General features: G+C 62.3%; 27 protein-coding genes. 11 read left to right on the forward strand and 16 right to left on the reverse strand.

Going from position 1 to position 23,039, the window contains the following annotated elements; all coding sequences use genetic code 11:
* Positions 1 to 11: 11 nt before the first annotated feature.
* From NKH04_RS09535 to hisB, 13 genes are all read right to left on the reverse strand, one after another.
* The gene (locus NKH04_RS09535; RefSeq protein ID WP_353044266.1) at positions 12 to 1,586 is read right to left on the reverse strand and encodes a hypothetical protein; all 1,575 of its coding nucleotides are present in this window, start codon (positions 1,584 to 1,586) and stop codon (positions 12 to 14) included.
* Positions 1,576 to 1,971: a GtrA family protein gene (locus tag NKH04_RS09540; RefSeq protein WP_023677541.1), complete on the reverse strand. Its 396-nt coding sequence runs from the start codon at positions 1,969 to 1,971 to the stop codon at positions 1,576 to 1,578. The genes NKH04_RS09535 and NKH04_RS09540 overlap by 11 nt, the downstream gene beginning before the upstream one ends.
* A 7-nt stretch (positions 1,972 to 1,978) precedes the next feature.
* Positions 1,979 to 2,749, reverse strand: coding sequence for a class I SAM-dependent methyltransferase (locus NKH04_RS09545; protein ID WP_353044267.1), 771 nt, complete (start codon positions 2,747 to 2,749; stop codon positions 1,979 to 1,981).
* Positions 2,749 to 3,756, reverse strand: a complete 1,008-nt coding sequence (locus tag NKH04_RS09550; RefSeq protein WP_352454814.1) for a glycosyltransferase family 2 protein — start codon at positions 3,754 to 3,756, stop codon at positions 2,749 to 2,751. Before NKH04_RS09550 ends, NKH04_RS09545 begins: the two co-directional genes overlap by 1 nt.
* A 77-nt stretch (positions 3,757 to 3,833) precedes the next feature.
* Positions 3,834 to 4,793: a type I pantothenate kinase gene (gene coaA, locus NKH04_RS09555; protein WP_352451662.1), complete on the reverse strand. Its 960-nt coding sequence runs from the start codon at positions 4,791 to 4,793 to the stop codon at positions 3,834 to 3,836.
* Between the two features lie 18 nt (positions 4,794 to 4,811).
* Positions 4,812 to 5,138, reverse strand: coding sequence for a phosphoribosyl-ATP diphosphatase (locus NKH04_RS09560; protein WP_353044268.1), 327 nt, complete (start codon positions 5,136 to 5,138; stop codon positions 4,812 to 4,814).
* A gap of 36 nt (positions 5,139 to 5,174) precedes the next feature.
* A complete protein-coding gene (hisF, locus tag NKH04_RS09565) occupies positions 5,175 to 5,969 on the reverse strand; it encodes an imidazole glycerol phosphate synthase subunit HisF (RefSeq protein WP_023677537.1) in 795 nt (264 codons plus the stop codon).
* On the reverse strand, positions 5,966 to 6,802 hold the full coding sequence (locus NKH04_RS09570) for an arginase family protein (RefSeq protein WP_353044269.1): 837 nt from the start codon (positions 6,800 to 6,802) through the stop codon (positions 5,966 to 5,968). The genes hisF and NKH04_RS09570 overlap by 4 nt, the downstream gene beginning before the upstream one ends.
* On the reverse strand, positions 6,799 to 7,548 hold the full coding sequence (gene hisA / locus NKH04_RS09575; protein WP_353044270.1) for a 1-(5-phosphoribosyl)-5-[(5-phosphoribosylamino)methylideneamino]imidazole-4-carboxamide isomerase: 750 nt from the start codon (positions 7,546 to 7,548) through the stop codon (positions 6,799 to 6,801). The genes NKH04_RS09570 and hisA overlap by 4 nt, the downstream gene beginning before the upstream one ends.
* 2 nt (positions 7,549 to 7,550) lie before the next feature.
* Positions 7,551 to 7,841, reverse strand: a complete 291-nt coding sequence (locus NKH04_RS09580; RefSeq protein ID WP_352472581.1) for a DUF1330 domain-containing protein — start codon at positions 7,839 to 7,841, stop codon at positions 7,551 to 7,553.
* Positions 7,842 to 7,844: 3 nt separating this feature from the next.
* Complete coding sequence (gene hisH, locus NKH04_RS09585; RefSeq protein ID WP_353044271.1) at positions 7,845 to 8,495, reverse strand: imidazole glycerol phosphate synthase subunit HisH; 651 nt, start codon at positions 8,493 to 8,495, stop codon at positions 7,845 to 7,847.
* A 1-nt stretch (position 8,496) separates the two neighbouring features.
* The gene (locus NKH04_RS09590) at positions 8,497 to 8,970 is read right to left on the reverse strand and encodes a DUF2628 domain-containing protein (protein ID WP_352451667.1); all 474 of its coding nucleotides are present in this window, start codon (positions 8,968 to 8,970) and stop codon (positions 8,497 to 8,499) included.
* 4 nt (positions 8,971 to 8,974) lie between these two features.
* Positions 8,975 to 9,574: an imidazoleglycerol-phosphate dehydratase HisB gene (gene hisB / locus NKH04_RS09595; RefSeq protein WP_353022258.1), complete on the reverse strand. Its 600-nt coding sequence runs from the start codon at positions 9,572 to 9,574 to the stop codon at positions 8,975 to 8,977.
* A gap of 226 nt (positions 9,575 to 9,800) precedes the next feature.
* Here hisB and hslV point away from each other — a divergent pair, with 226 nt between their 5' ends.
* The 5 genes from hslV (at position 9,801) to NKH04_RS09620 (ending at position 13,945) form a co-directional block, all read left to right on the forward strand.
* Positions 9,801 to 10,352 (forward strand): ATP-dependent protease subunit HslV, encoded by a 552-nt coding sequence (hslV, locus tag NKH04_RS09600; RefSeq protein WP_352813976.1) that lies wholly within the window; start codon positions 9,801 to 9,803, stop codon positions 10,350 to 10,352.
* Complete coding sequence (locus tag NKH04_RS09605; RefSeq protein WP_353044272.1) at positions 10,342 to 10,884, forward strand: GNAT family N-acetyltransferase; 543 nt, start codon at positions 10,342 to 10,344, stop codon at positions 10,882 to 10,884. The genes hslV and NKH04_RS09605 overlap by 11 nt, the downstream gene beginning before the upstream one ends.
* 4 nt (positions 10,885 to 10,888) lie before the next feature.
* Positions 10,889 to 11,485, forward strand: a complete 597-nt coding sequence (locus NKH04_RS09610; protein WP_352780865.1) for a DUF2585 domain-containing protein — start codon at positions 10,889 to 10,891, stop codon at positions 11,483 to 11,485.
* Positions 11,486 to 11,489: 4 nt separating this feature from the next.
* Positions 11,490 to 12,803, forward strand: coding sequence for an ATP-dependent protease ATPase subunit HslU (gene hslU, locus NKH04_RS09615; protein WP_254815924.1), 1,314 nt, complete (start codon positions 11,490 to 11,492; stop codon positions 12,801 to 12,803).
* A gap of 182 nt (positions 12,804 to 12,985) precedes the next feature.
* Positions 12,986 to 13,945 (forward strand): DUF1402 family protein, encoded by a 960-nt coding sequence (locus NKH04_RS09620; RefSeq protein ID WP_023677526.1) that lies wholly within the window; start codon positions 12,986 to 12,988, stop codon positions 13,943 to 13,945.
* A 34-nt stretch (positions 13,946 to 13,979) separates the two neighbouring features.
* Here NKH04_RS09620 and NKH04_RS09625 read toward each other — a convergent pair whose 3' ends face one another.
* From NKH04_RS09625 to NKH04_RS09635, 3 genes are read right to left on the reverse strand one after another with little or no spacing between them, the layout of a single operon-like run.
* Complete coding sequence (locus NKH04_RS09625; RefSeq protein ID WP_353044336.1) at positions 13,980 to 15,209, reverse strand: NAD(P)/FAD-dependent oxidoreductase; 1,230 nt, start codon at positions 15,207 to 15,209, stop codon at positions 13,980 to 13,982.
* A gap of 2 nt (positions 15,210 to 15,211) precedes the next feature.
* On the reverse strand, positions 15,212 to 15,526 hold the full coding sequence (locus tag NKH04_RS09630) for a MocE family 2Fe-2S type ferredoxin (protein WP_352472320.1): 315 nt from the start codon (positions 15,524 to 15,526) through the stop codon (positions 15,212 to 15,214).
* 40 nt (positions 15,527 to 15,566) lie between these two features.
* Positions 15,567 to 16,715, reverse strand: a complete 1,149-nt coding sequence (locus tag NKH04_RS09635; protein WP_502907883.1) for a fatty acid desaturase family protein — start codon at positions 16,713 to 16,715, stop codon at positions 15,567 to 15,569.
* Positions 16,716 to 16,831: 116 nt separating this feature from the next.
* On the opposite strand from NKH04_RS09635, the gene NKH04_RS09640 reads away from it, so the two are divergent.
* From NKH04_RS09640 to NKH04_RS09665, 6 genes are all read left to right on the forward strand, one after another.
* Positions 16,832 to 17,863, forward strand: coding sequence for a LacI family DNA-binding transcriptional regulator (locus tag NKH04_RS09640; RefSeq protein ID WP_023677522.1), 1,032 nt, complete (start codon positions 16,832 to 16,834; stop codon positions 17,861 to 17,863).
* A 309-nt stretch (positions 17,864 to 18,172) separates the two neighbouring features.
* Complete coding sequence (locus NKH04_RS09645; RefSeq protein WP_352614967.1) at positions 18,173 to 19,114, forward strand: sugar ABC transporter substrate-binding protein; 942 nt, start codon at positions 18,173 to 18,175, stop codon at positions 19,112 to 19,114.
* A 113-nt stretch (positions 19,115 to 19,227) separates the two neighbouring features.
* On the forward strand, positions 19,228 to 20,304 hold the full coding sequence (locus NKH04_RS09650; RefSeq protein ID WP_353044273.1) for an ABC transporter permease: 1,077 nt from the start codon (positions 19,228 to 19,230) through the stop codon (positions 20,302 to 20,304).
* A 2-nt stretch (positions 20,305 to 20,306) separates the two neighbouring features.
* Positions 20,307 to 21,074, forward strand: a complete 768-nt coding sequence (locus NKH04_RS09655; protein ID WP_023677519.1) for an ATP-binding cassette domain-containing protein — start codon at positions 20,307 to 20,309, stop codon at positions 21,072 to 21,074.
* Positions 21,075 to 21,142: 68 nt separating this feature from the next.
* Positions 21,143 to 22,144: an inositol 2-dehydrogenase gene (gene iolG, locus NKH04_RS09660; RefSeq protein ID WP_353044274.1), complete on the forward strand. Its 1,002-nt coding sequence runs from the start codon at positions 21,143 to 21,145 to the stop codon at positions 22,142 to 22,144.
* 23 nt (positions 22,145 to 22,167) lie between these two features.
* The gene (locus tag NKH04_RS09665; protein WP_353044275.1) at positions 22,168 to 22,962 is read left to right on the forward strand and encodes an SDR family oxidoreductase; all 795 of its coding nucleotides are present in this window, start codon (positions 22,168 to 22,170) and stop codon (positions 22,960 to 22,962) included.
* The last annotated feature ends 77 nt before the right edge of the window (positions 22,963 to 23,039 follow it).

Raw genomic sequence — 23,039 nt, forward strand, 5'->3', positions numbered from 1 at the left:
GGGGCTCCTGCTCAATCGGTTTGGAGCGGCGCAGGCGCCGTGTAACGCAGATAGACAGTGATTTCCGGCTCGGCGTGCAGCAGACGATAGCCGGCCAAGGCGACCTGGATCCGCTTGTCCTGCAGCATCAGGGCAGTCCACGCCGGCGAGCCTGACAGCACGATATCGGGCTTCTTCGCTGATATCTCGGCGGCGTTTTCGCCGATCACCCGATCGCGGATGCTTTCAAGTTCCGGTCTCCGTTCGAGATCGCCGGTGACGCGGGCGAGCGTGTCCGCGTTGGAGACCGCCCAGGCGCTCGGATGGCGTGATATGAACCTGCCGCCGACCAGCCTGGCGAGGGGATGGGCAACCTGCATCTGGTCGGCAATCGACATGATGGCCGGGGTTTCGACCGTTGCGCGGATCGCGGCGACAGACCGGGCGATCGGGCCGTTATCCGTCGTCAGCGCCGCGTACTGTGCCCTGACCGCTATTTGCAGCACCAGCACGCAGCCGAAGATCAGGGCGGCCTTGCGAACGAAGCCTGCACTGCCGAATGTGCCGAACCGCACAAGCTGGATGCCAAATGCAAGTGTCGCAACAACGACCATCGGCAGCGCGTGATTGGGCCAACCCTTGCCCATGACAATGAAGGCCGGAATGAACCCCAGGGCGGTCAGGAGCGGAATCCTGACGTCCCAGTTCGTCTTTCTCAGGCCGCCGGCCGCAAGCACGGTGGCGGCGGCCAGAAGCAGCACCACTTTCGGCCAGTTTGCCAGCATATCGGCGGCAGAGGCCCTCAACGGAAGATAGACCTCCCTGACCAAGGGCAGGACGTCGCTGACGTAAGCGCGGTCGAAGAGCGCGATGGACGCTATATAGGCGGCCACGATCGCAGCGCCCACCAGGTTCTCTGCGACGAAGAGCGGTCTCAGCGACCGCCTTTCAAGCGCAAGACAGAGCGACGGCAACATGAAGGCCAGCACAAAATAGGGCGGCTTGACCATGACCACGACCGCCGCGCCGAAACCCGCGACCATGTGCTCCAGGCGCGAGCCCGCGCTGAAATCCAGGTTCCGCTGACGTGTGCATTGCAACGCCACCCAAGGCAGAATGGCAATCAATGCGAAGTGCTCGCGTTGGCCGAATTGATCCGGCATGAAACACAGGATCAAAAACAGGGCCGCCGCTGCCGCCCACAGCGCATGGGGCTGCCGGTAGACCGGTTCATCGCGCGCGAGAATACGGACGGAACCGAAAAGACTGGCCAGGCTCAGGCAAACGACGCCAAGCGTCAGCCAGAATTCCGCACGCATGCCAGTGAGCTTTTCCAGGAGCATGAACGGCATGTAGAGCCAGATCGAGAAAGGGGGGTTGGTCTCCACGATGTCGGTGTTGAGCCGCTCTCCGCCAAGCAGGCGGTCGCAGACGACCAGAAGCCATGACACGTCGACATTGGTCGGGATTGCAACGGTGGATAGCCAGACGGCGTATGTGACGACCAGGCAGGCCAGCAGCAACGGAGCACCCGCTACGCCCGCAAAGGGCGAGAAGCGGTTGGCGCCGGGCAGCAGTTCATTGAGGGGTCGCGCGCTAGAGACCACGAAACACCCAGCGCCCGAGGACGACATAGTTGATGACCGGCACGGCAATGCAGGTGAGCAGGATCGGGATTGCGGCAGGGACGCCGAGCATCTGGGTCAAAAGCCCCGGCAGGGCGATCGCGACGGCGAGGCCGGAAGCGGTGAGCAGGAGGAAGCGGGGCAGTTCCATCGCGTGGCTGCCGCCCGAGGTGAAGGTGAAATATTTATGCCCGGTGTAGGAGAACAGCGCGGCGACGGCGTAGGCCGCAAACGATGTGAGCGCCGCCGGTAGGGCCGCCGTCGCCTGTCCACGCGACAGCAGGAAAGCGCAAACGGCGTAGATCAGCGTCGACGCAATGCCAATCAGCGCAAAACGCGATAGTCGACGATACGAGCCGGTGCCCATGACGCGGTCAAGCTGCCAATTTCTCGTCGAGGCGAGCGGTTTCGACGGCGCTGTCCCTGCGGAACACCGCCAGCAGCGAAACGCCGAAGGGCAAGCTTGCATTTGGTATGATGCGGCCTTCCGCCGAAAACACTGCCTTCATCGCCGCATTCAGTGGTTTCGGCGGCGTGGCATGACCGGCTGGCAAGGCCGGCCTGCGCAACCTGTCCACCAGTCGTGCCAGCGCCGCTACCGGGAAGAGCGCGGCATTTGTGTAGCTCAGCCGGTCGATCGCGAAACCAGCCTTTTCAATTCGTTCACGCAGCAGATTGCGTGAATAGCGCCGCATGTGATGCAGCCCAACATCATGCGTGCTCCACAACCATTGGTGTGCTGGCACCGTGAGGACGACGCTGCCGCCCGGCTTCAGCATCTGGCGGATCGCGGCAAGCGACGCCTCGTCTTCGGCGACATGTTCCAGCACGTCGAACAGGCAGACGAGGTCGCAGCTTTGCGGCGCGACAGGAATGTTGTCCGGCAGATGTCCGGCGAGGAAGTCGCGGCCGGTCTTTTCCCAGGCAATCCTGCGCGCGAGATCGCTCATCTCGACTGCCGTCACTGCGCCGAACTGCTCCAGCATCCGGATGTTGCCGCCGGTACCGGCGCCGATCTCTACGATGCGCGCGTTTTCAGGCAGGCCGATGCTGCGAATGACCGCCTCGGCGATGGCGCGACGCCCGCAGAACCACCAATGCTCGTCTTCGGTGGCGGCCATCTGTCGGTAGGCGTCGATCTCCATCAGCTCATTCCCTCATATTTGCGGCGCACGATGTAGATCGGACGCTGCTTGATCTCGGCGTAGACCCTGCCGAGGTATTGTCCGATGATGCCGATGCCGAGTAACTGGATGCCGCCAAGGAAAAGAACACTGACCAGCAGGGAGGCGTAGCCGGGCACATCAACGCCAAAGATCATTGTCTTGGCGACGATCAGCAGGCCGTAGAGGAACGACAGCGCGGAAATCGTCGCGCCGACATAGGTCCAGATTTCAAGCGGAGCGGTGGAGAAGCTGGTGATGCCTTCGAGCGCGAAGTTCCACAGCTTCCAGCCGGAGAATTTCGACTGGCCGGCGATGCGCTGATCGCGGACATATTCGACGCTCGCGGTGCGGAACCCGACCCAGGCGAACAGGCCCTTCATGAAACGACGGCGTTCGGGCAAAGACCGCAGCGCCTGGATGACCTGGCGGTCGATCAAACGGAAGTCGCCGACATCGTGCGGGATCTTCTGCTGCGCGATCCAGTTGTGAACGCGGTAGAACATCGAGGCGGAGCGCTGCTTGAGAAAGCTGTCGCTCGACCGATTGGCTCGCTTGGCCAGAACAACCTCAAAACCCTCGCGCCACTTTTCCACAAGCAGCGGAATGACATGCGGCGGATCCTGCATATCGACATCCATCGGGATCGCTGCATCGGCATCGCAGCTGTCGAGCCCCGCGGTCATCGCGGCTTCCTTGCCGAAATTGCGTGAAAGGTCGATTACGTGGATGCGTGGATCGGTTTGTTGGGCTTCGATCAGCTTTTCGAGCGTCGTATCGCTGCTGCCGTCGTTGACGAAGATGAACTCGAGGGCAACGCCTTTGTCCTTCAGCGGCGCGGTGCTTTCGCATACCGCCTTCAGGAATGGAGCAATTGCGCCTTCCTCATTGTGGACAGGCACGATCAGGGCAATCGTTGCGCCGCCGCTGCCCGGACGTGCGATGCGGTCAGCTGCCGGCCGATCGATGTTTAGGAATGGCGCATTCATTTGTTTGCCGAGCCCGCAGATCAGGCCCGACAATAGAAAGACTGGGTTAAGATGACTTTAAGGAATGTCCCGGGATTTCACAGTTTCCTGAGCGCCACTTCCTCGACCAGATGGTTGGCGCCCTTGCGCAGGATGAGATCGGCTCGGGCGCGGGTCGGCAATATATTCTCGCGCAGATTCTTCAGGTTGATGTTGGTCCACAGGCCCTCGGCGATGGCGCGGGCCGCATCCTCGGAAAGTTGCGAATAGCGGTGAAAGAAGGAGGCCGGGTCGCGGAAGGCGGTTTCGCGCAGCCGCATGAAGCGGGCGATATACCAGTGATGGATCAGCGCCTCCTCGGCATCGATGTAGATGGCAAAGTCGAAGAAATCCGACAGGAAAGGCACGATCTTGCCGTCCTTCGGCAGCTTACCCGGCTGCAGGACATTAATGCCTTCGAAGATCAGGATGTCGGGCCGGTCGATAGTCTGGAACTCGCCCGGAATGACGTCATAGGTCAGGTGCGAATAGACCGGCGCGCGGACGTTGCGCTGCGCCGATTTGATGCCGGACAGGAAGCGCAGCAGGGCGCCGACGTCGTAGCTGTCGGGAAAGCCCTTGCGCTCCATCAGGTTGTTGCGGCGCAGGACTTCGTTCGGTAGCAGGAACCCGTCGGTGGTGACCAGGTCGACCTTGGGACTCGACGGCCAGCGCGCCAGCAGCTCCTTTAGCACGCGCGCCGTGGTCGATTTGCCGACCGCGACCGAACCGGCAATGCCGATGATGAACGGTGTCTTGGCCGCGTCCAGCGCGTTGAAGAAGGCCTGGCGCTGCCTGAACAGGAGTTGACTGGCTTCGACATGAGCCGACAACAGCCGCGACATCGAAAGATAGATGCGCTCGACCTCGTGGAGATCGACCGGATCGTTCAGCGACCGCAGACGACGGACCTCGTCCTCGGTGAGCGTCATCGGCGTATCAGCGCGGAACCGCGACCATTGCTCGGCCGAGAAGAAACGATAGGGTGAATACTTCTCGGTAGGAGCGAGCTGGTCCATCGAGTTCCTCCGCAGCGATCAGCCCCGGTCCACCCGAGACGCCTTTTCGGCGATGCCCGAACGACCGGTGCGGCGTTCAAGCTCGTTGAGCACATCGCTCAGCGGAATGTCCGCTATGCCGAGAACGACAAGCCAATGATAGATGAGATCGGCGCTTTCCGAAACAAGCGCGTCCCGGTCGGCGCTGACGGCTGCGATCACCGTTTCGACTGCCTCTTCGCCGAGTTTCTGCGCTGCCTTGCTCATGCCACGCTGAAAGAGCTTGGCCGTCCACGAATCCGGATCGCCGGAACGTGCGCGTTCGCCAATAATCTTCTCCAGATCGGAGAGCGAGAACTCGGTCATGACGGCGTTTACAGCCTCTTCTTAGCCGGAAAGGCTCTAGGACCGATTACCCGGCGAGTCCAGCCGCATCGGCAGTCCGGCCTGAGCCATGTGCAGCTTGGCTTCGGCGATGCTGTAGGTGCCGAAATGGAAGATCGACGCCGCCAGCACCGCGCCGGCATGGCCGTCGCGAATGCCTTCGACAAGGTGGTCGAGCGTGCCGACGCCACCGGAAGCGATGACCGGCACGCGTACGGCATCGGCGACCGCGCGGGTAAGGGCTATGTCGTAGCCGGCCTTGGTGCCGTCGCGGTCCATCGATGTTAGCAGGATCTCGCCGGCGCCGAGATCGACCACTCGCCGAGCGAACTCCACGGCGTCGATGCCGGTCTTCTCGCGGCCGCCATGGGTGAATATCTCCCAGCGATCAGCCTCGCTCGCAGCGGACACTTTCTTGGCATCGATGGCGACGACGATGCACTGGTTGCCGAATTTGTCGGCAGCCTCGGCGACAAAATTTGGGGTCTTCACCGCCGCCGTGTTGATCGACACCTTGTCGGCGCCGGCCAGTAGCAGCTTCCTGATGTCGGCGACCTGACGGACGCCACCGCCAACGGTCAGCGGCATGAAACATTGTTCGGCGGTGCGGGCGATGACATCGAAAATGGTCTCGCGGTTTTCCGACGAGGCGGTGATGTCGAGAAAGCAGAGCTCGTCGGCGCCGGCCGCGTCATAGGCTTTTGCCGCTTCGACGGGATCGCCGGCATCGACCAGGTCGACGAAATTGACGCCCTTGACGACACGGCCGTTCTTGACGTCGAGACAGGGGATGACGCGGGCTTTCAGCATCAGATCCTCTCGATCGCCGCAAGAAAGTCGACAAGCAGCTGGCCGACGACGGGCGGAACTTCGGACTGGGAATCAAAGGCCGGGTCGTAGGCCGAGAGCGTCACGCCGACGATTGGGATTGACCTGGCCAGTCCGCAGGCAAGCTGCCGTAGCTGTTCCGGACTCGGGCCTCCCGGGTGCGCGTAGCGGTTCACCTGCAACACATCCGGATCGAGGACATCCAGGTCGAGATGCAGATGCGCCCGCACAGTCCCTGTCGCCGTGAGCTTTCCGACCATATCGAGTGCACCGGCACATTCGGTGCGCACGATCGGCAAAGTTTCCAGCAGTCGCTTTTCGTCGGGATCGAGGTCGCGGGCATCGACCAGCATGCAGCGCGCCGGGTCTATCGGCCGGAACCCCGGAATTGCTGCCGCCATCGGATGCCAGCAGAGCCCGAGCGTCGCCGCCAGCGCCATGCCGTCGAGAAAGCCGTAGGCCGACGTCTCCGGCGTGTTGAGATCGCCATGCTGGTCGATCCAGATGATCGAATCCGCAGCTTCGCCGGCAACCGCACCGGCGGCAGTCAGGCAATTTCCAGCAAGGATAATGGGGAAGCGTCCTCCATCGCGGGCGAGGTTAACCTTGGTCGCGACGGCGTTGCAGACGGCGAAGCCGGTTGCAATTTCGCGCCCCTGCTCGTCTCCGACCTTGCCGATATCTTCGACGGCGACGTCATGGCCAGCCACGGTCAGGGCTTCGACCAGCCCACCGCCGACGATGGCGTCCGGCCCCTGGCCGCACCCTTCGTGATAATGCCCGCTGTCGTAGGGAGCAACGATAATCGAGACCTTCACGTTTCACACCCTGTCATCGGTTTGCCACGCAGGATCGCCAATGCCTCGGCCGGGTCGATGCGGCCGTCGTAGAGGGCGCGGCCGGAGATCGCGCCTTCGAGCTTGCGGGCATCGGGCATGGTCATGCGCACGATGTCGGCGATCGAGGCGAGCCCGCCCGAGGCGATAACCGGGATCGACACCGCGTCGGCGAGATCGATAGTGGCGTCCCAGTTGATGCCAGTCAGCACACCGTCGCGGTCGATATCGGTGTAGATGATGGCGGCGACGCCGGCACCCTCGAATTTCCTCGCCAGTTCAATGACGCCGAGGCTCGAAGCCTCAGCCCAGCCTTCGACCGCGACCTTACCGCCCTTGGCGTCGATGCCGACAGCGATCTTGCCCGGGAATGCCTTGCAGGCCTGCCTGACCAGATCCGGATCGCGGACCGCCACGGTGCCAAGAATGACGCGGGCCAGCCCACGGTCGAGCCAGTCCTCGATCTGCGCCAGGGTGCGGATGCCGCCGCCGAGCTGCACCGGATTGCTCGTCGCCTTCAGGATGGCGCCGACCGCGGCGCTGTTGACGCTCTGGCCCTTGAAGGCGCCGTTGAGGTCGACGACGTGCAGCCATTCGAAGCCCTGCTCTTCGAAGACGCGCGCCTGAGCGGCGGGATCGTCATTGTAGATGGTGGCGGTCGCCATGTCGCCATGCCTGAGGCGCACGCATTTGCCGTCCTTGAGGTCTATCGCCGGAAACAGAAACACCTTCAGGCGCCTTCGACGATGACAAAGTGGCCGGTCGAGCCGGCGAGCCTGTACTTCAACGCCTCCTGGTATTCAGGCGAGCCGTAGCATTCCAGCGCCTTTTCATAGGATTCGAATTCCACCAGCACGTGGCGATTGCCTGCCGGTCCTTCCGGGCTGGTGTACCGCCCGGCGCGCACCGGGAACTTCGCGCCGTATTTCGCGAAAGCCGCGGCATTGGCCTCGATATATCGCTTGTAGATCTCGGGATCGCGGACATCGACCATTGCCATCCAATAGCCCTTCTTGCTCATGGTTCAGGGCCTCCAGCCTAGGAAATTGGTGATCAGCGCCAGGCCCAGCGCCTGGCTCTTCTCGGGGTGGAATTGCGTTCCGGCGAGGTTGTCGCGAGCGACAGCGGCCGTTACCGGGCCGCCATAGTCGGCAACCGCCAGCACCTCATCCTCCTTCCGTGCATCGAGATGGTAGGAGTGGACGAAATAGGCGTGCAGTCCCTTGCCACCCGTCGCAATGCCGGAAAACAGCGGATGCTTGCGCTTCAGGTCAATCGTGTTCCAGCCGATCTGCGGGATCTTCAGTGTCGGATCGGCCGGCGTGATCTCCTTGACGTCGCCGGCGACCCAGCCAAAGCCCTTTGTGACGGTCTTTTCCAGGCCTCGCTCCGACATCAGCTGCATGCCGACGCAGATGCCGAGGAACGGCCGAGCCTTGGCGATCGCCACCTCCTCGACCGCTTCCCACATGCCGGCGACCTCACGCAGTCCAGCGGCGCAATCGGCATAGGCACCGACGCCGGGCAGGACGATGCGGTCGGCGGTCCTGACCCGCTCGGCATCGGCGGTGAGTTCGATCGCGGCGGCAATACCGGCTTCATGCGCGGCACGCTCGAAGGCCTTGGTGGCCGAGCGCAGATTGCCCGACCCGTAATCGATGATCGCTACCCTCATCTCAGGGCTTTCCCGGAATATGGTTCAGCCCCAGCGCCAGGCCCATCTGCGCCGACCGGGCATGTGCTGCGTCTGGGACGATGCGTTGCACCGTCGGTTGTTCATCCGACTGAGCATCGGCTTCCAATGCATAGCGGAGGTCTGCGTCGTCGAGCCTGTCGGCCTCGACCACGCCCCATTCATGCCAGCCGCGACGGCGCAGGGCTGCGATCCGCAAGCCCTGCCCTTCCAGTCCGACAAAGAGCATGACAAGCAGGGATAAAAGCGAGCCGGTTGTTTCCAGGTCCAGCCTTTCGCCTAGCATCGAGAGCAGGCCCATGGCGACAAACGCCAATGCCGCCTCGACCCACAGCCGGTGCCAGGCCAGCCACAGCGGCGGCACTAGGAAGCCGAGCCAGGCAAAGCCGTCACGGATAAAGGTAGTGTCCACGCTTTCGCTGCGGCCTGGCGGCTTCATCACGACATAGATGGCCATGACGCTATCCTTTCAGGGATCCCTTGGTGGAGGGAACCGCGTCCGGCTGGCGCGGGTCGCACTCAAGCGCCGAACGCAACACACGCGCCACGGCCTTGAAGCAGGTCTCGGCGATGTGGTGGTTGTTGGCGCCGTAATGATTGGTGACATGAAGCGTGATGCCGGCATTCTGCGCCAGCGCGTGGAAGAATTCGCGCACCAGCTCGGTATCGAACGTACCGATCTTCGGCGACGAGAACGAAACATTCCAGACCAGAAAAGGCCGGCCGGAGACATCGATTGCCGCCCGCGTCAGTGTCTCGTCCATGGCGAGATCGATCGAGGCGTAGCGCATGATGCCGCGCCGCTCGCCCAACGCCTTGGCCAGCGCCTGGCCGAGCGCGATGCCCGTATCCTCGACCGTGTGGTGGTCGTCTATGTGCAGGTCGCCCTTGGCCTTCACGGTCATGTCGATCAGCGAATGGCGCGACAACTGGTCCAGCATATGGTCGAAGAAGCCGACGCCCGTCGAAATGTCGGATTTGCCCGAGCCGTCGACCTGAACCGACACGGCGATGTCGGTTTCCCTGGTCTTGCGGCTTATCTCGGCGGAACGGGGCGCCATGACCTCATCCTTGTCTCAGATTTTGCACGATTCAGGCGTTCACATGCCTGAAAACGAAAGCCTTCTAGCAGCATGATCCGGCGATTGCCAGTTACCGCTGCGGAGCACAGTCCGGCCCGGCAGATGGCCGGTTTGCAATCATCCGGCCTATGCATACATATGGCCGATCAAGTCACTCGTAACGCGCCGATCGCCTCGATGGGATCGGTGCTGATCGGAGCAGAAAATGTCGAATGAACTGACCATGCATGCCACGACCATCCTGACCGTGCGCAAGGGCGGCAAGGTGGTGATCGCCGGCGACGGCCAGGTCAGCCTCGGCCAGACCATCATGAAGGGCAACGCCAAGAAGGTGCGCCGCATCGGCAAAAGCGGCAACGTCATTGCCGGCTTCGCCGGGGCCACCGCCGATGCCTTCACGCTGCTGGAGCGGCTCGAAGCCAAGCTCGAACAATATCCCGACCAGCTGACACGTGCCTGCGTCGAGCTCGCCAAGGACTGGCGCACCGACCGTTATTTGCGCCGGCTGGAAGCAATGATGCTGGTGGCCGACAAGTCGGTGTCGCTGGCGCTGACCGGCACCGGCGACGTGCTGGAGCCCGAATTTGGCGTCATGGCCATCGGCTCCGGCGGCAATTACGCGCTGGCAGCGGCACGCGCTTTGATGGACAGCGACAAGGGCGCAGAGGAGATCGCCCGCAAGGCGATGCAGATCGCGTCAGACATTTGCGTCTACACAAACAACAACTTCGTCGTCGAAACCCTCAATGCCGCCTGAGCGGAGCCTCCGCTATGGTTTTCGGCCGGTGATCCAGAGGGACCTGCCGATGATCGCCGGCTGGCTTGCCGAGCCGCATGTCGCCGAATGGTGGAACGACCCAGAGACCGAGATTGCGGAGATCCGCGAGCATATCGACAGCATTTCGGTCGAGCCGCTGATTATCGAGCTCGACGGAAAGCCCATCGGCTATTTGCAGAGCTACGATCCGCATCTGGAGGACGGCCATCCCTATAGCGACCAGCCGTTCGGCACGCTCGGCATCGATCTGTCGATCGGCGTGCCGGGGCTTGTCGGGGTCGGCCACGGCTCGGCGATCGTCCGGCAGTTCGTCGAGCAGCTTTTCGAGGAAGGTACGCCGCGCGTCATCATCGACCCGGACCCCGCCAATGCACGGGCTATCCGGGCCTATGAAAAGGCCGGTTTCAGGGCTATCGATCGCAGGAAGTCGGAATATGGCGATGCCGTGCTGATGGCGATTGATGCCCCAGAGGGTGACGCCGAACAGGGTGACGCAGAAGAGGGGCAATAGCAGCATGAGCGTATCCAGCGACAAAACCGTCTCGGCCTACGAAGACAGCTGGCGAATGGGGCTTCTGCTGGTTCTCGGCCTGGTCATCTTCCAGGCCGGGGCTCTCTACGGCATGGGGCGGACGCCGATCTGTACCTGCGGCTACGTCAAGCTGTGGCACGGCATCGTGCAGAGCTCCGAGAATTCCCAGCATATTTCCGACTGGTACAGCTTCTCGCACATCATTCACGGTTTCCTGTTCTATGCGCTGGCGTGGTTCCTTTTCCCGCGCTCGCCGATCGGGCTCAGGCTGGCCTTTGCGGTGGTTATAGAGGGCGGCTGGGAGTTGCTCGAGAACAGCCCTTTCATCATCGACCGCTACCGCGCCGGCACAATCTCGCTCGACTATTATGGCGACAGCATCATCAATTCGGTGTCCGACACGCTGGCCATGGTGCTGGGGTTTGTCATGGCGCGAAGGCTTCCTATATGGGTGATCGTGACCCTCGCCCTCATCTTCGAATTCGGTGTCGGCTATCTCATCCGGGACAATCTGACACTCAACGTGATCATGCTGCTGCATCCGTTCGAGTCCATTCGGCAGTGGCAAAGTGGAATTTAGTGACATGAGCACCTTCTCTCCCCGCGAAATCGTTTCGGAACTCGACCGCTTCATCATCGGCCAGAAAGACGCCAAGCGTGCCGTGGCGATTGCCTTGCGCAACCGTTGGCGCCGCCAGCAGCTCGAGGGCCAGATGCGCGAAGAGGTGATGCCGAAGAACATCCTGATGATCGGCCCGACCGGTGTCGGCAAGACCGAGATTTCACGCCGCCTGGCACGCCTTGCCGGTGCGCCTTTCGTCAAGGTCGAAGCCACCAAGTTCACCGAGGTCGGTTATGTCGGCCGCGATGTCGAGCAGATCATCCGCGATCTGGTCGAGATCGCCATCGGGCTGGTGCGCGAGAAGATGCGCGAGGACGTCAAGGCGCGTGCCCACATCAACGCCGAGGAACGGGTGCTCGAAGCGCTCGTCGGCAAGACGGCGAGCCCGGCCACCCGCGACAGTTTCCGCAAGAAGCTGCGCGACGGCGAACTCGACGACAAGGAGATCGAGATCGAAGTGGCCGATACCGGCAATGGCGGCATGCCTGGCTTCGAGATTCCCGGCATGCCGGGCGCCAATATCGGCGTGCTCAACATCAACGACATGCTGTCGAAGGCGATGGGCGGCAAGAAGACCAAGTTGCGCAAGACGACCGTCAAGGAATCCTACGGGCTGTTGATCAGCGACGAGTCCGACAAGCTGCTCGATCAGGACGAAGTGGTGCGCAGGGCACTCGAATCGACCGAGAATGACGGCATCGTCTTCCTTGACGAGATCGACAAGATCGCCTCGCGCGAAGGCGGCATCGGTGCCGGTGTTTCGCGTGAAGGTGTGCAGCGCGACCTGCTGCCGCTGGTCGAAGGCACCACGGTTGCGACCAAATATGGACCGGTGAAGACCGACCACATCCTGTTCATCGCCTCGGGTGCGTTCCACGTCGCCAAGCCCTCCGACCTGCTGCCGGAATTGCAGGGCCGCCTGCCGATCCGCGTCGAGCTGCGGGCGCTGGAGAAGGACGATTTCGTCCGCATCCTCACCGAGACCGAAGCCAGCCTGATCAAGCAGTATATCGCGCTGATGAAGACCGAAGGCGTCGACCTGGTCTTCACCGATGACGCGATCGATTCATTGGCCGGCATCGCCGTGGACCTTAACGCCAGCGTCGAGAATATCGGCGCCAGGCGGCTGCAGACGGTGATGGAACGGGTGCTGGACGATATCTCCTATGACGCGCCGGACCGCAACGGCACCTCGGTGACCATCGATGCCGCCTATGTCGAGAAGCATGTCGGCGACCTCTCCAGAAACACGGACTTGTCGCGTTTCATCTTGTAGGAGACGCTTCATTCTCGAAGAGGGTCGGGGAATTGCTCCCGGCCTCCCCAATTTGGCCCAGCATTCCCGATGTGTGGCCAAATGGAAGCATCCGGCAAGCTTTCGTCCCGTCGGGTGCAGGCGTCTCTCGACTCCCGGTGGAGCATTACCTAGTTTGCCGGCGACTATTTGGGCGGCGGCGCATGAAAAAACTGATCCTCGTCATTTTGGGGCTGACGCTGGCGGCAGCCATGTTCGCCGCGCAAGCGGCAACGATGGTGCCGCCGGGCAACCGCAACACCGAGCAGCCCGACATACCGGGCGCTTCGAGCCGGCGCACCCAGGCGACCAACACCACCTTCCAGGCGAAATACCGCAAAGTCTTTGCGCTGCTCCAGAACGATGCCGAGTTGCGCGGCAAGATCAAGCAGGCAGCCGCGGCCTATGGCATCGACCCAATGCATATCGTCGGCGCCATCGTCGGCGAGCACACCTACAATGTCGATGCCTACGACCGGCTGCAGACCTACTACGTCAAGGCGATTTCGTATCTGTCGAGCAAGCTCTCCTTTGCCTATGATGGCGAGGATATCTCCGATTTCGTGCAGCGGCCGCAATTTGCGAAATGCGCAGGGAAGTCCGACAGCTACGATCTGTGGGAGTGCCGCGAACAGGTGTGGAACCGGTCGTTCCGCGGCAAGACCGTCGACGGCGAGAGCTTTCCCAACGACCGCTTAGGCGCCACTTTCTTCCAGCCTTATTATGCCGGGCAGACTTTTGGCCTTGGCCAGCTCAATCCGCTGACGGCGCTGCAAATGAGCGACCTCGTGCACAAGGTTTCCGGCCTGCCGGAACTCGACGTCGGCGATCCCAACGCGGTCTACAAGACCATCATGGATCCTGACCTGACACTGCCTTATGTCGCAGCAACAATCCGGAAATCGATCGACGCCTATAGAAGCATTGCCGGCTTTGACATCTCAGGCAATCCCGGCATCACGTCGACGCTCTACAATGTCGGCAACCCCGAACAGCGCGCCTATGCGCTGAAGGCCGAGAACGACAAGCGCCGCGCTGCGGGCGAGCCGGAAAAACTGCCCGAGGAAAATTACTATGGCTGGCTGGTCAACGACAAGCTGCCGGAGCTGAAGGCGCTGTTTTAGCCGAACGCGCTCGGCCAATTATCCACGCGGCGGATCAAGCCGCCAGCAGCGACTTTAACTTGATGGTCTGCGAGCCTAGCGCTTCCGGCGCCGGCCTTGCCTGCTTCGCAATCAGCATCTCGGCCAGCCTTATGTCGCGGGCGACCGCGTTGCCGGCGCCGATGCCGCTTGCCGCAACCAGCCTGCCGTCCTCGGCGAGGTGGAACAGGATGAAGGCGCCGTCGCCGAGGTCGCGGCGCACGATGCTGCGGCCTTCGTCCGACAGGCCGGCGATCTGCAAGGTCAGGCCGTACTGATCCGACCAGAACCACGGCACTGCGGCGTGGGCCTCGCCGGCGCCAAGCATATTCCTTGCGGCGAGCGCGCCCTGCTCCTGTGCGTTGCGCCAGGCTTCGAGCCGCACGCGCCGGCCGCCATAGAGGGCGAGCGGAAACGAACAGCAGTCGCCGGCGGCAAAGATATCCGGGTCGCTGGTGCGAAGCTCGGCGTCGACGGCGACACCATTGCCGACGGTCAGCCCCGCCTCCGCGGCAAGTCCGGTCACCGGCACGGCGCCGATGCCGATCACGGCAAGATCGGCGACAATGTCGTGTCCACCGGCGAGCGCGATGCGCACTTCGGCGCCATCATCGGCAATGGCGGCGATGCCCTCGCCGCACAGGATTTTCACGCCTTCCGCTTCATGCGCCTGATGGATGACCTCCGCGATCTCGGCTGGCACGCCGCGCATCAAGATGCGCGGCTGCGCCTCGATGATGGTGACCGCGGCACCCAGTCTGCGTGCCGCCGCGGCAAGCTCAAGCCCGATGAAGCCGCCGCCGACTATGGCGATGCGATTTCCGGCGCTGAGATGGGCGCGAATGGCCAGCGCGTCGTTGAAGGTCCGGAGGTAGACGCAGCGCCCGCCAAGGCCCGGCATAGGCAGCTTGCGCGGCACCGAACCGGTCGCCAGCAGGAGCTTGTCGTAGGCCAGGGCGGAACCGTCCGAGAGGCGCACGACATGCGCCTCTCGGACGATCGCCACCGCCTGGACCGAATGGATATGCCTGATCGATCTTTCGGCCAGAACCGCCTCACTGGCGATCGCCTTGATCAGGGGCGCGTCGGCAACCATCGCGTCTTTCGACAGCGGCGGGCGCTCATAGGGCAGATGCGGCTCGTCGCCGACCAGCGTCACCGGGCCATCATAGCCGAGCTCGCGCAGCGCAAGGGCGGCGCGCCCGCCGCATTCGCCGGCGCCGATGATGACCATTCCCTTCGTCATCATCAACCGATCCGGACAAGGACTTTGCCGGCGTCGACTTTGACCGGATAAGTTCTTAGATCGACGCAGACCGGCGCGCCCCTGGCAGCCCCTGTCTTGTAGTTGAAGCGGCCATTATGCTTCGGGCACTCGATGACGTCGTCCATGACCAGCCCGTCCGCCAGATGCACCTTCTCATGCGTGCAAAGCCCGTCGGTGGCGAAATACCCGTCGTCGGGGCTGCGATAGATGGCAAAGGTGCGGCCGCCATGGTCGAAGCGCATCACGTCTTCTTCGTCGATGTCCTCGGCGTCACAGGCCTCGACCCAGTCGCTCATTTACGGGTCCCTCGATGTTTGGTGCGTTGGCATGGGCTTGTCATTCAGCAGCCACCGCAACAGCAGCGTTATCGCTGTGGAAATCCTCGCGATAGGGCCGCGCCGTCGGCGGCAGTTCGCGCTTGATGAAATAATCCTCATTGCGCAGCTGGCGCAGGAAAGCCGGTATCATCTCGCGGTAGCCGGCCAGGATGGATGGTGTCGGCGCCGGCAGATCGTGCTTGATCAGTTCGTGCAGCCTGGGCAGCGCGTGATAGGGCACCATGGGAAACATGTGATGCTCGACGTGGTAGTTCATGTTCCAGTAGATGAAGCGGCTTATCGGGTTCATGTAGACGGTGCGGCTGTTGAGCCGGTGATCGGTGACGTTTTCAGCCAGGCCGCCATGCTGCAGCAGGCCGACCATGACATGGTGCCAGGCACCGTAAAGCCTGGGCAGACCGACCAGCATCAGCGGCAGGAACGAGCCGGTATAGAGCGCCAGCGCAATGGTCGCGGCATAGATTGTCGTCCAGATGCGGGCAATGCGAATTGCCTTCGGCTGCTCCTGGTCGGGAATGAAGGTTCTTTCGGCCGGACTGACGATACCGGCTGCATTGCGCAGCATGTCGCTCATCGCATGCCAGGCGTCGAGAATGCCGACGAAGTTGAGCACCACGCGCAGCAGATCGGGCGGACGCATCACCGAGATCTCCGGATCGCGGCCGACTATGATGGTATCGGTATGATGTCGCGTGTGGCTCCAGCGCCAGGTCACCGGGTTGCGCATGATCATGAAGCAGGCGACCTGATAGACCACGTCGTTCATCCACTGCGTCCTGAAAGCGGTGCCGTGGCCGCATTCGTGCCAGCGTGAGTCGGTGGAGGAACCGTAGAGGACGCCGTAGACGAAGAAGAACGGCACGCACCACCAGCTGCCCCAGAACCAGGCGGCGCCGGCGCCGCTGAGGATCATGGTGCCGAGCCAGATGATGGTGTCGCGGATCGCCGGGCCGTCGGAGCGCTGCATCAGCTCCTTCATCTGCTTGCGCGGCACGTCGGTGTGATACCACTCGGCCGCCGCCAGCCCGCTCTCGACGGCAAGCTTCGCGTCGCGGCCGATCAGGCTGTAGTCGCGTCGGGACGCTGCTGCGGAGCTCGTATTCCCGGTTCGGAGTCCAATATCCACCATAGCGGAGGCCTCGATCATATTCGGTCAGCGTTCAAAATAACGCCGAGCCCTGACAGGCTCAATATCACAAAGATAGTTTCTATCATTTTCCATCAGAATGGTGTAAAAGGGCCAAACAGTGGAATGAGGCAGCGATGGCGAAACGGCCGACGATCACCGACCTGGCGCGCATTTCGGGGGTCAGCGTTGCCACCGTCGACCGGGTGCTGAACAACCGCTTGCCGGTGCGCGAGGAAACCGCGCGCCGCGTCTATGAGGCCGCGACCAGCATCGGCTATCACGCAGCCGGATTGATCAAGCAGCGGATGCGCCATGAATTGCCCGAATACCGGCTCGGCTTCCTGCTGTTGAGGCGGGAGGACGTCTTCTACAGCGAATTTGCCCGCGAGCTTGAACTGGCGGTATCGCAGTCGCCGCGCTTTCGCGGCGTGGCCACCATCGACTTCGCCGCTTCGCTGGCGCCGGACGAGATCGTCGAGCGGATGCGCAAGCTGGCCGCCAAATCCAGGGCCGTCGCCCTGGTCGGGCCTGATCACCCGACGCTGACGGTCGCCGTCGAGGCTCTCAAAGCCAATGGCGTACCGGTGTTCTCCCTGCTTTCCGACTTTGCGTCCGGTATTCGCGAGGGCTATGTTGGCCTGGACAATCGCAAGGTCGGCCGCACCGCTGCCTGGATGATCTCGAAGGCCGCGAAGAGACCTGGCAAGGTTGCCCTCTTCGTCGGCAGCCATCGCTTCCATGGCCATGAGCTTCGCGAGATCGGTTTTCGCTCCTTCTTTCGAGAGCAGGCGCCGGAATTCACTCTCCTCGAGACGTTGGTCAATCTGGAAGCGAACCAGATCACGCATGATGCAATGATCGAGCTTCTGGCCCGCCACCCTGATCTCGCCGGTTGCTATGTCGCCGGTGGCGGCATGGAAGGCGCGATCTCGGCGCTGAGGGAGGCAAAGCCGGCTGAGATGCCGGCGGTCGTCTGCAACGAGATCACGCCCGACTCCCGCGCGGCGCTGGCGGATAATTTCCTGACCATGGTGATCTCGACGCCACTGGCGGCGCTTTGCCGCGAGCTTGTCGGGCTGATGGCGCATGCCATTGAGACCGGCGCTGCGAATGCGCCGGGCCAGACCTTTCTGCCCTTCGACATTTATCTGCCAGAAAACATCTGACGTCGCGGTCATCGGCGGCAGACATGATGTAATCTATCAGAATGCTTTCAGGCCTCGCTTGCCTGAGCGTCCGTCCAAAAGCGCTCGAAATGCCGAAAATCCATTCCTCATGGCGAAATCTCGCTTGACGCCCACGCGAAATGGAATAAATATTTCACCATCTGAGCATTTTGGTTCTTTCGTTCCGGAAGATCTGTTTCAGGCAAATGCCTCTGGAACCAAAAATGGCAATCGGGAGAGAATTCCCTGCGAGATCGGGGATTCCGGGTAGATCGGTGCAGCCGGACACCAATGTGGAGGAGAAATAAAATGAAAAAACTGCTTTTGGGCGTCGCGTTCGCGGCGCTGATGAGTTCGTCCGCCTTTGCCGCCAAGATCGGCGTGTCGATGGCGTTGTTCGACGACAATTTTCTCACCGTGCTGCGCAACGGCATGATTGAACAGGCTAAAGGCATGGACGGCGTCGAGCTGCAGGTGGAGGATGCGCAGAACGACGTCGCCAAGCAACTCGACCAGATCAAGAACTTCGCCGCCTCAGGCGTCGACGCCATCATCGTCAACCCGGTCGACACCTCGGCGACCCAGGCAATGTCGGACGCAGCCGCCGCTGCCAAGATTCCACTGGTCTATGTCAATCGCGAGCCGGTCAACGTCGACAAGCTGCCCGAAAACCAGGCCTTCGTCGCCTCGAACGAAGCCGATTCCGGCACGCTCGAGACCAAGGAGGTCTGCCGCCTGTTCAAGGAGGCCGGCAAGACTGAAGCCAACGTCTATGTGATCATGGGCGAGCTGTCGAACCAGGCAGCGGTGCAGCGCACCAAGGACATTGACGACGTGATCGCCACGCCGGAGTGCAGCTTCATCAAGATCATCGACAAGCAGACGTCGAACTGGAAGCGCGAAGAAGCGCAGAACCTGATGACCAACTGGCTGTCGACCGGCAAGCCGTTCGACGGCGTCATCGCCAATAATGACGAAAGCGCCATCGGCGCCATCCAGGCGATGAAGGCCGCCAACATCGACATGAAGTCGGTTGTCGTCGGCGGGGTCGACGCTACCCAGGATGCGCTTGCCGCGATGCAGGCGGGCGACCTCGATGCGACGGTGTTCCAGGACGCGGCCGGCCAGGGTGCCGGCGCGCTTGACGCGGCGCTCAAGCTGGCGAAGGGCGAGAAGGTCGAGCACAAGGTCTACATCCCGTTCCAGCTGGTCACGCCGGCAAATATCGACAAGTTCCTGAAGAAGAACTGAGGCGGACCTGTCCGATACGGAGCGGCGCGCCAAAGTAAGACAGCGCCGCTCTGCTTTTCCCTCTCGGCCTGAACAGCGCCGAGTGGAGACCGTGGCTGACGGAGGAAGCACGATTGGCACAGACATCTCACGGCGTCGGCGGGCTCAGCTATGATGCGAAACGGCGCGCATGGCCGGCCGAATTCAACGTCTTCCTGGCGCTCGTCATCCTGGTCGGCGCTTTCGAGCTGATCGGCCGGGTTTTCCTGGGCGACAGCTTCCTTTTCAATACCCGCAACAATATCGATGCGATCTTCAACGAAGCGCGCCTGCAGATCATCATCCTGCAGGTGTCGATCGTCGGCATTATTGCCATCGGCGTGACGCAGGTGATCATTACCGGCGGCATCGACCTGTCCTCAGGTTCGATCGTCGGCGCCACGGCGATGATAGCCATGAGCTTCGCCCAGGTAGCGACGGTCAACGGCAACCCGAACCCCAAGGCGATGTTCATCGCCCAGGGCTGGACCGACCTGCCGGTGATCGTGCCCGTGCTGGTCGCGATCGGCTGCGGCCTGCTGGCCGGCCTGGTCAACGGCGCTTTGATCGCCTACACGCGCATCCCACCGTTCATCGCCACGCTCGGCATGATGGTCACCGCGCGCGGCATCGCCAAATGGTGGTCAAAGGGGCAGCCGATCTCGTTTCCGACCGAGAGTTTCGCCGCCATCGGCAAGGGGCTGATGCCGGTCATCATTTTCATATCGCTCGCAGTGCTGTTCCAGCTGATCCTGAGTTACACCAAATATGGCAAGCACTGCTATGCGATCGGCTCCAATGAGGACGCCGCGCGCATGTCCGGCATCAACATCGCCAACCACAAGATCCTCGTCTACGTCATTGCCGGCGTCCTCGCCGCGCTCGCCGCCGTGGTGCTGAGCTCCAAGAATCTCACCGCCCAAGCCGGCATGGGTGTAATGTACGAGCTCGATGCGATCGCCATGGCGGTTATCGGCGGTGTCTCGCTGTCGGGCGGCCGCGGCTCGATCATCGGAACGGTGATCGGCTCGCTGATCTTCGGCGTGATCATCTCCGGCTTCACCTTTCTGCGCCTCGACGCCTATTATCAGGAGATGGTCAAAGGCGTGATCATCGTCGGCGCAGTCGTTCTCGACCAGTGGCGCCAACGCCTGCGGGCAATGAGGGCTTGATCATGTCGGACATCGTCCTGAAGACCGAAAACCTGACCAAGTATTATGGCGGCGTCCATGCGCTGGAGGGTGCCGACTTCGAGCTGCGCAAGGGCGAGCATGTCGCTATCATGGGCGACAACGGCGCGGGGAAATCGACCTTCGTACGCCAGATCACCGGCGTCGAGCAGCGCACCAGTGGCAGGATGTGGTTCGACGGCAAGGAAGTGAATTTTGCCGGCCCCATCGAAGCCCGCGAGGCAGGCATCGAGACGGTGTTCCAGAACCTGGCGCTCGCCGACGACCTCGACGTGCCGTCGAACCTGTTCCTCGGCCGCGAGCGGGTGCTGTTCAATCTCGGGCCCTTCTCGATCCTCGATCGCAAGTTCATGCGCAAGGCGACCGAGGCAGCCTTGGTCCGCACAGCGGTCAAGATCCCCAATCTTTCCAACACTATCCGCCACATGTCGGGCGGCCAGCGCCAGTGCGTAGCAATTGCCAGAACCGCGACCTTTGCTTCCAAGCTCATCATCATGGATGAGCCGACGGCGGCACTCGGCGTGCAGGAGACGATGCAGGTCGAAAACATCATCCGCACGCTGAAGGAGAATGGCGAACCGCTGATCCTGATCTCTCACAACATGCGCCAGGTGTTCGACCTGGTCGACCGCATCGTCGTTTTCCGGCGCGGCCGCATCGTCGCCAATTTGCGCAAGCAGGACACCGACGGCAACGATATCGTCTCCTACATCACCGGCGCCAAGACCGGGCAGGCGGAACTTGCGGCGTAACGGCCAACGCCGAGCCACAGGCGCTGACACGCCCTCCCTTCCGAACCATCCTCAAAGGAAAACTCTTCATGCCTCTTCGCTTTGCTCTTCTCGGTGCCGGCCGTATCGGCAAGGTCCATGCTCGCGCCGTCGGTTCCAATCCTGAGGCCAGGCTGGTCGCAGTTGCCGACGCCTTCGAGAAGGCGGCGACCGATCTGGCCTCTGCCTACGGCGCCGAAGTGCGCAGCATCGATGCCATCGAGAAGGCCGGCGATATCGATGCGGTCGTCATCTGCACGCCGACCGATACCCATGCCGATCTGATCGAACGCTTCGCCAAAGCGGGCAAGGCGATTTTCTGCGAAAAGCCGATCGATCTCGACGCCGGCAGAGTGGAAGAATGCCTGGCCATCGTCGACAAGGCCGGCGCCACCCTGATGGTCGGCTTCAACCGCCGCTTCGATCCGCATTTTGCCGCCGTGCGCAAGGCGATCGACGACGGCGCCATCGGCACTGTCGAAATGGTGACAATCACCTCGCGCGATCCCGGCCCGCCGCCGCTCGACTATATCGGCCGCTCGGGCGGCATCTTCCGCGACATGACCATTCATGATTTCGACATGGCGCGCTTCCTGCTCGGCGAGGAGCCGGTGGCGGTCAGCGCGCATGCTTCGGTGCTGGTCGACAAGAAGATCGGCGGGGCCGGCGACTTCGACAGCGTCAGCGTCATCCTCGAAACTGCCTCCGGCAAGCAATGCGTTATCTCCAACTCGCGCCGCGCCACCTACGGCTACGACCAGCGCATCGAGGTGCATGGCTCGAAAGGCATGATTGCGGCCGAGAACCAGCGGCCGGTGTCGATCGAACTGGCCAATGAGAAAGGCTATACGCGGCCGCCGCTGCACGATTTCTTCATGACCCGTTATCTCGACGCTTATGCCAACGAGATCGCTGCCTTCATCGCGGCAGCGACGTCAGGCAAGAAGGCGGCGCCGAGCGGCAAGGACGGGCTGGTGGCGCTCAGGCTGGCGGATGCGGCGCTGAAATCGGCCAAGGAAGGCAAGACCGTCCGCCTCGACAAAACAATCTGACTATCAAGCACAGGAGCAAGGCGATGAACGGTTCCGCCGGTCGCAATTCCGAAACACGCGCCATCGTCACCGGCGGCGCACAAGGCATCGGCTTTGCCGTCGCCGAAGCGCTGGCCGATGAGGGTTGCCGGGCGCTGGCGCTGATCGGCCGCTCGCAGGAGAAGGGCGACAAGGCTGTCGCCATCCTCAAGGGGGCAGGCGTCGATGCCATCTTCATCAGCGCCGACGTCTCAAAAGTGGCCGACTGCAAGCGTGCGGTCGAAACGGCGATTGGCCATTTTGGTACCGTCAACGCGCTGGTCAACGCCGCTGCCACCTCGGCTCGCGGCTCGCTGGTCGAGACCTCCGAGGATCTGTTCGACCAGATATTCCAGACCAATGTGCGCGGCCCGTTTTTCCTGATGCAGGGCGTGGTGGCGCATTTGCTGGCGCGCCAGGCACCGGGCTCGATCGTCAACGTGCTGTCGATGTCGGCGCATTGCGGCCAGTCGTTCCTGGCGCCTTATTCGTCAAGCAAGGGAGCGCTGGCGACACTCACCAAGAATGTCGCCAATGCCTATCGCGGCAATCGCATCCGCTGCAATGCGGTGCTGCCCGGCTGGATGGACACCGAGGGCGAGGCGATCGTGCAGAAGAAATGGCACGACGCGCCGGACGACTGGCTGGAAAGGGCCGAGGCCGCGCAGCCGATGGGTCAATTGGTGAAGCCGGCACAGCTTGCCCGGTTGATCAGCTATATGATCAGCCCGCAGTCCGGCGTCATGACCGGGTCGCTGGTCGATTACGACCAGAGCGTCGCCGGGGCGTCACCGGAATAACGCCGGCAAGTCTAGCGGAACGCTTCGTCATCCACGGGCGGAGCAAGGAGCGCAGCGACGCGGCGCAGACCCGAGGA

The sequence above is a fragment of the Mesorhizobium sp. M1365 genome (assembly GCF_040317865.1).
Lineage (GTDB): Bacteria > Pseudomonadota > Alphaproteobacteria > Rhizobiales > Rhizobiaceae > Mesorhizobium.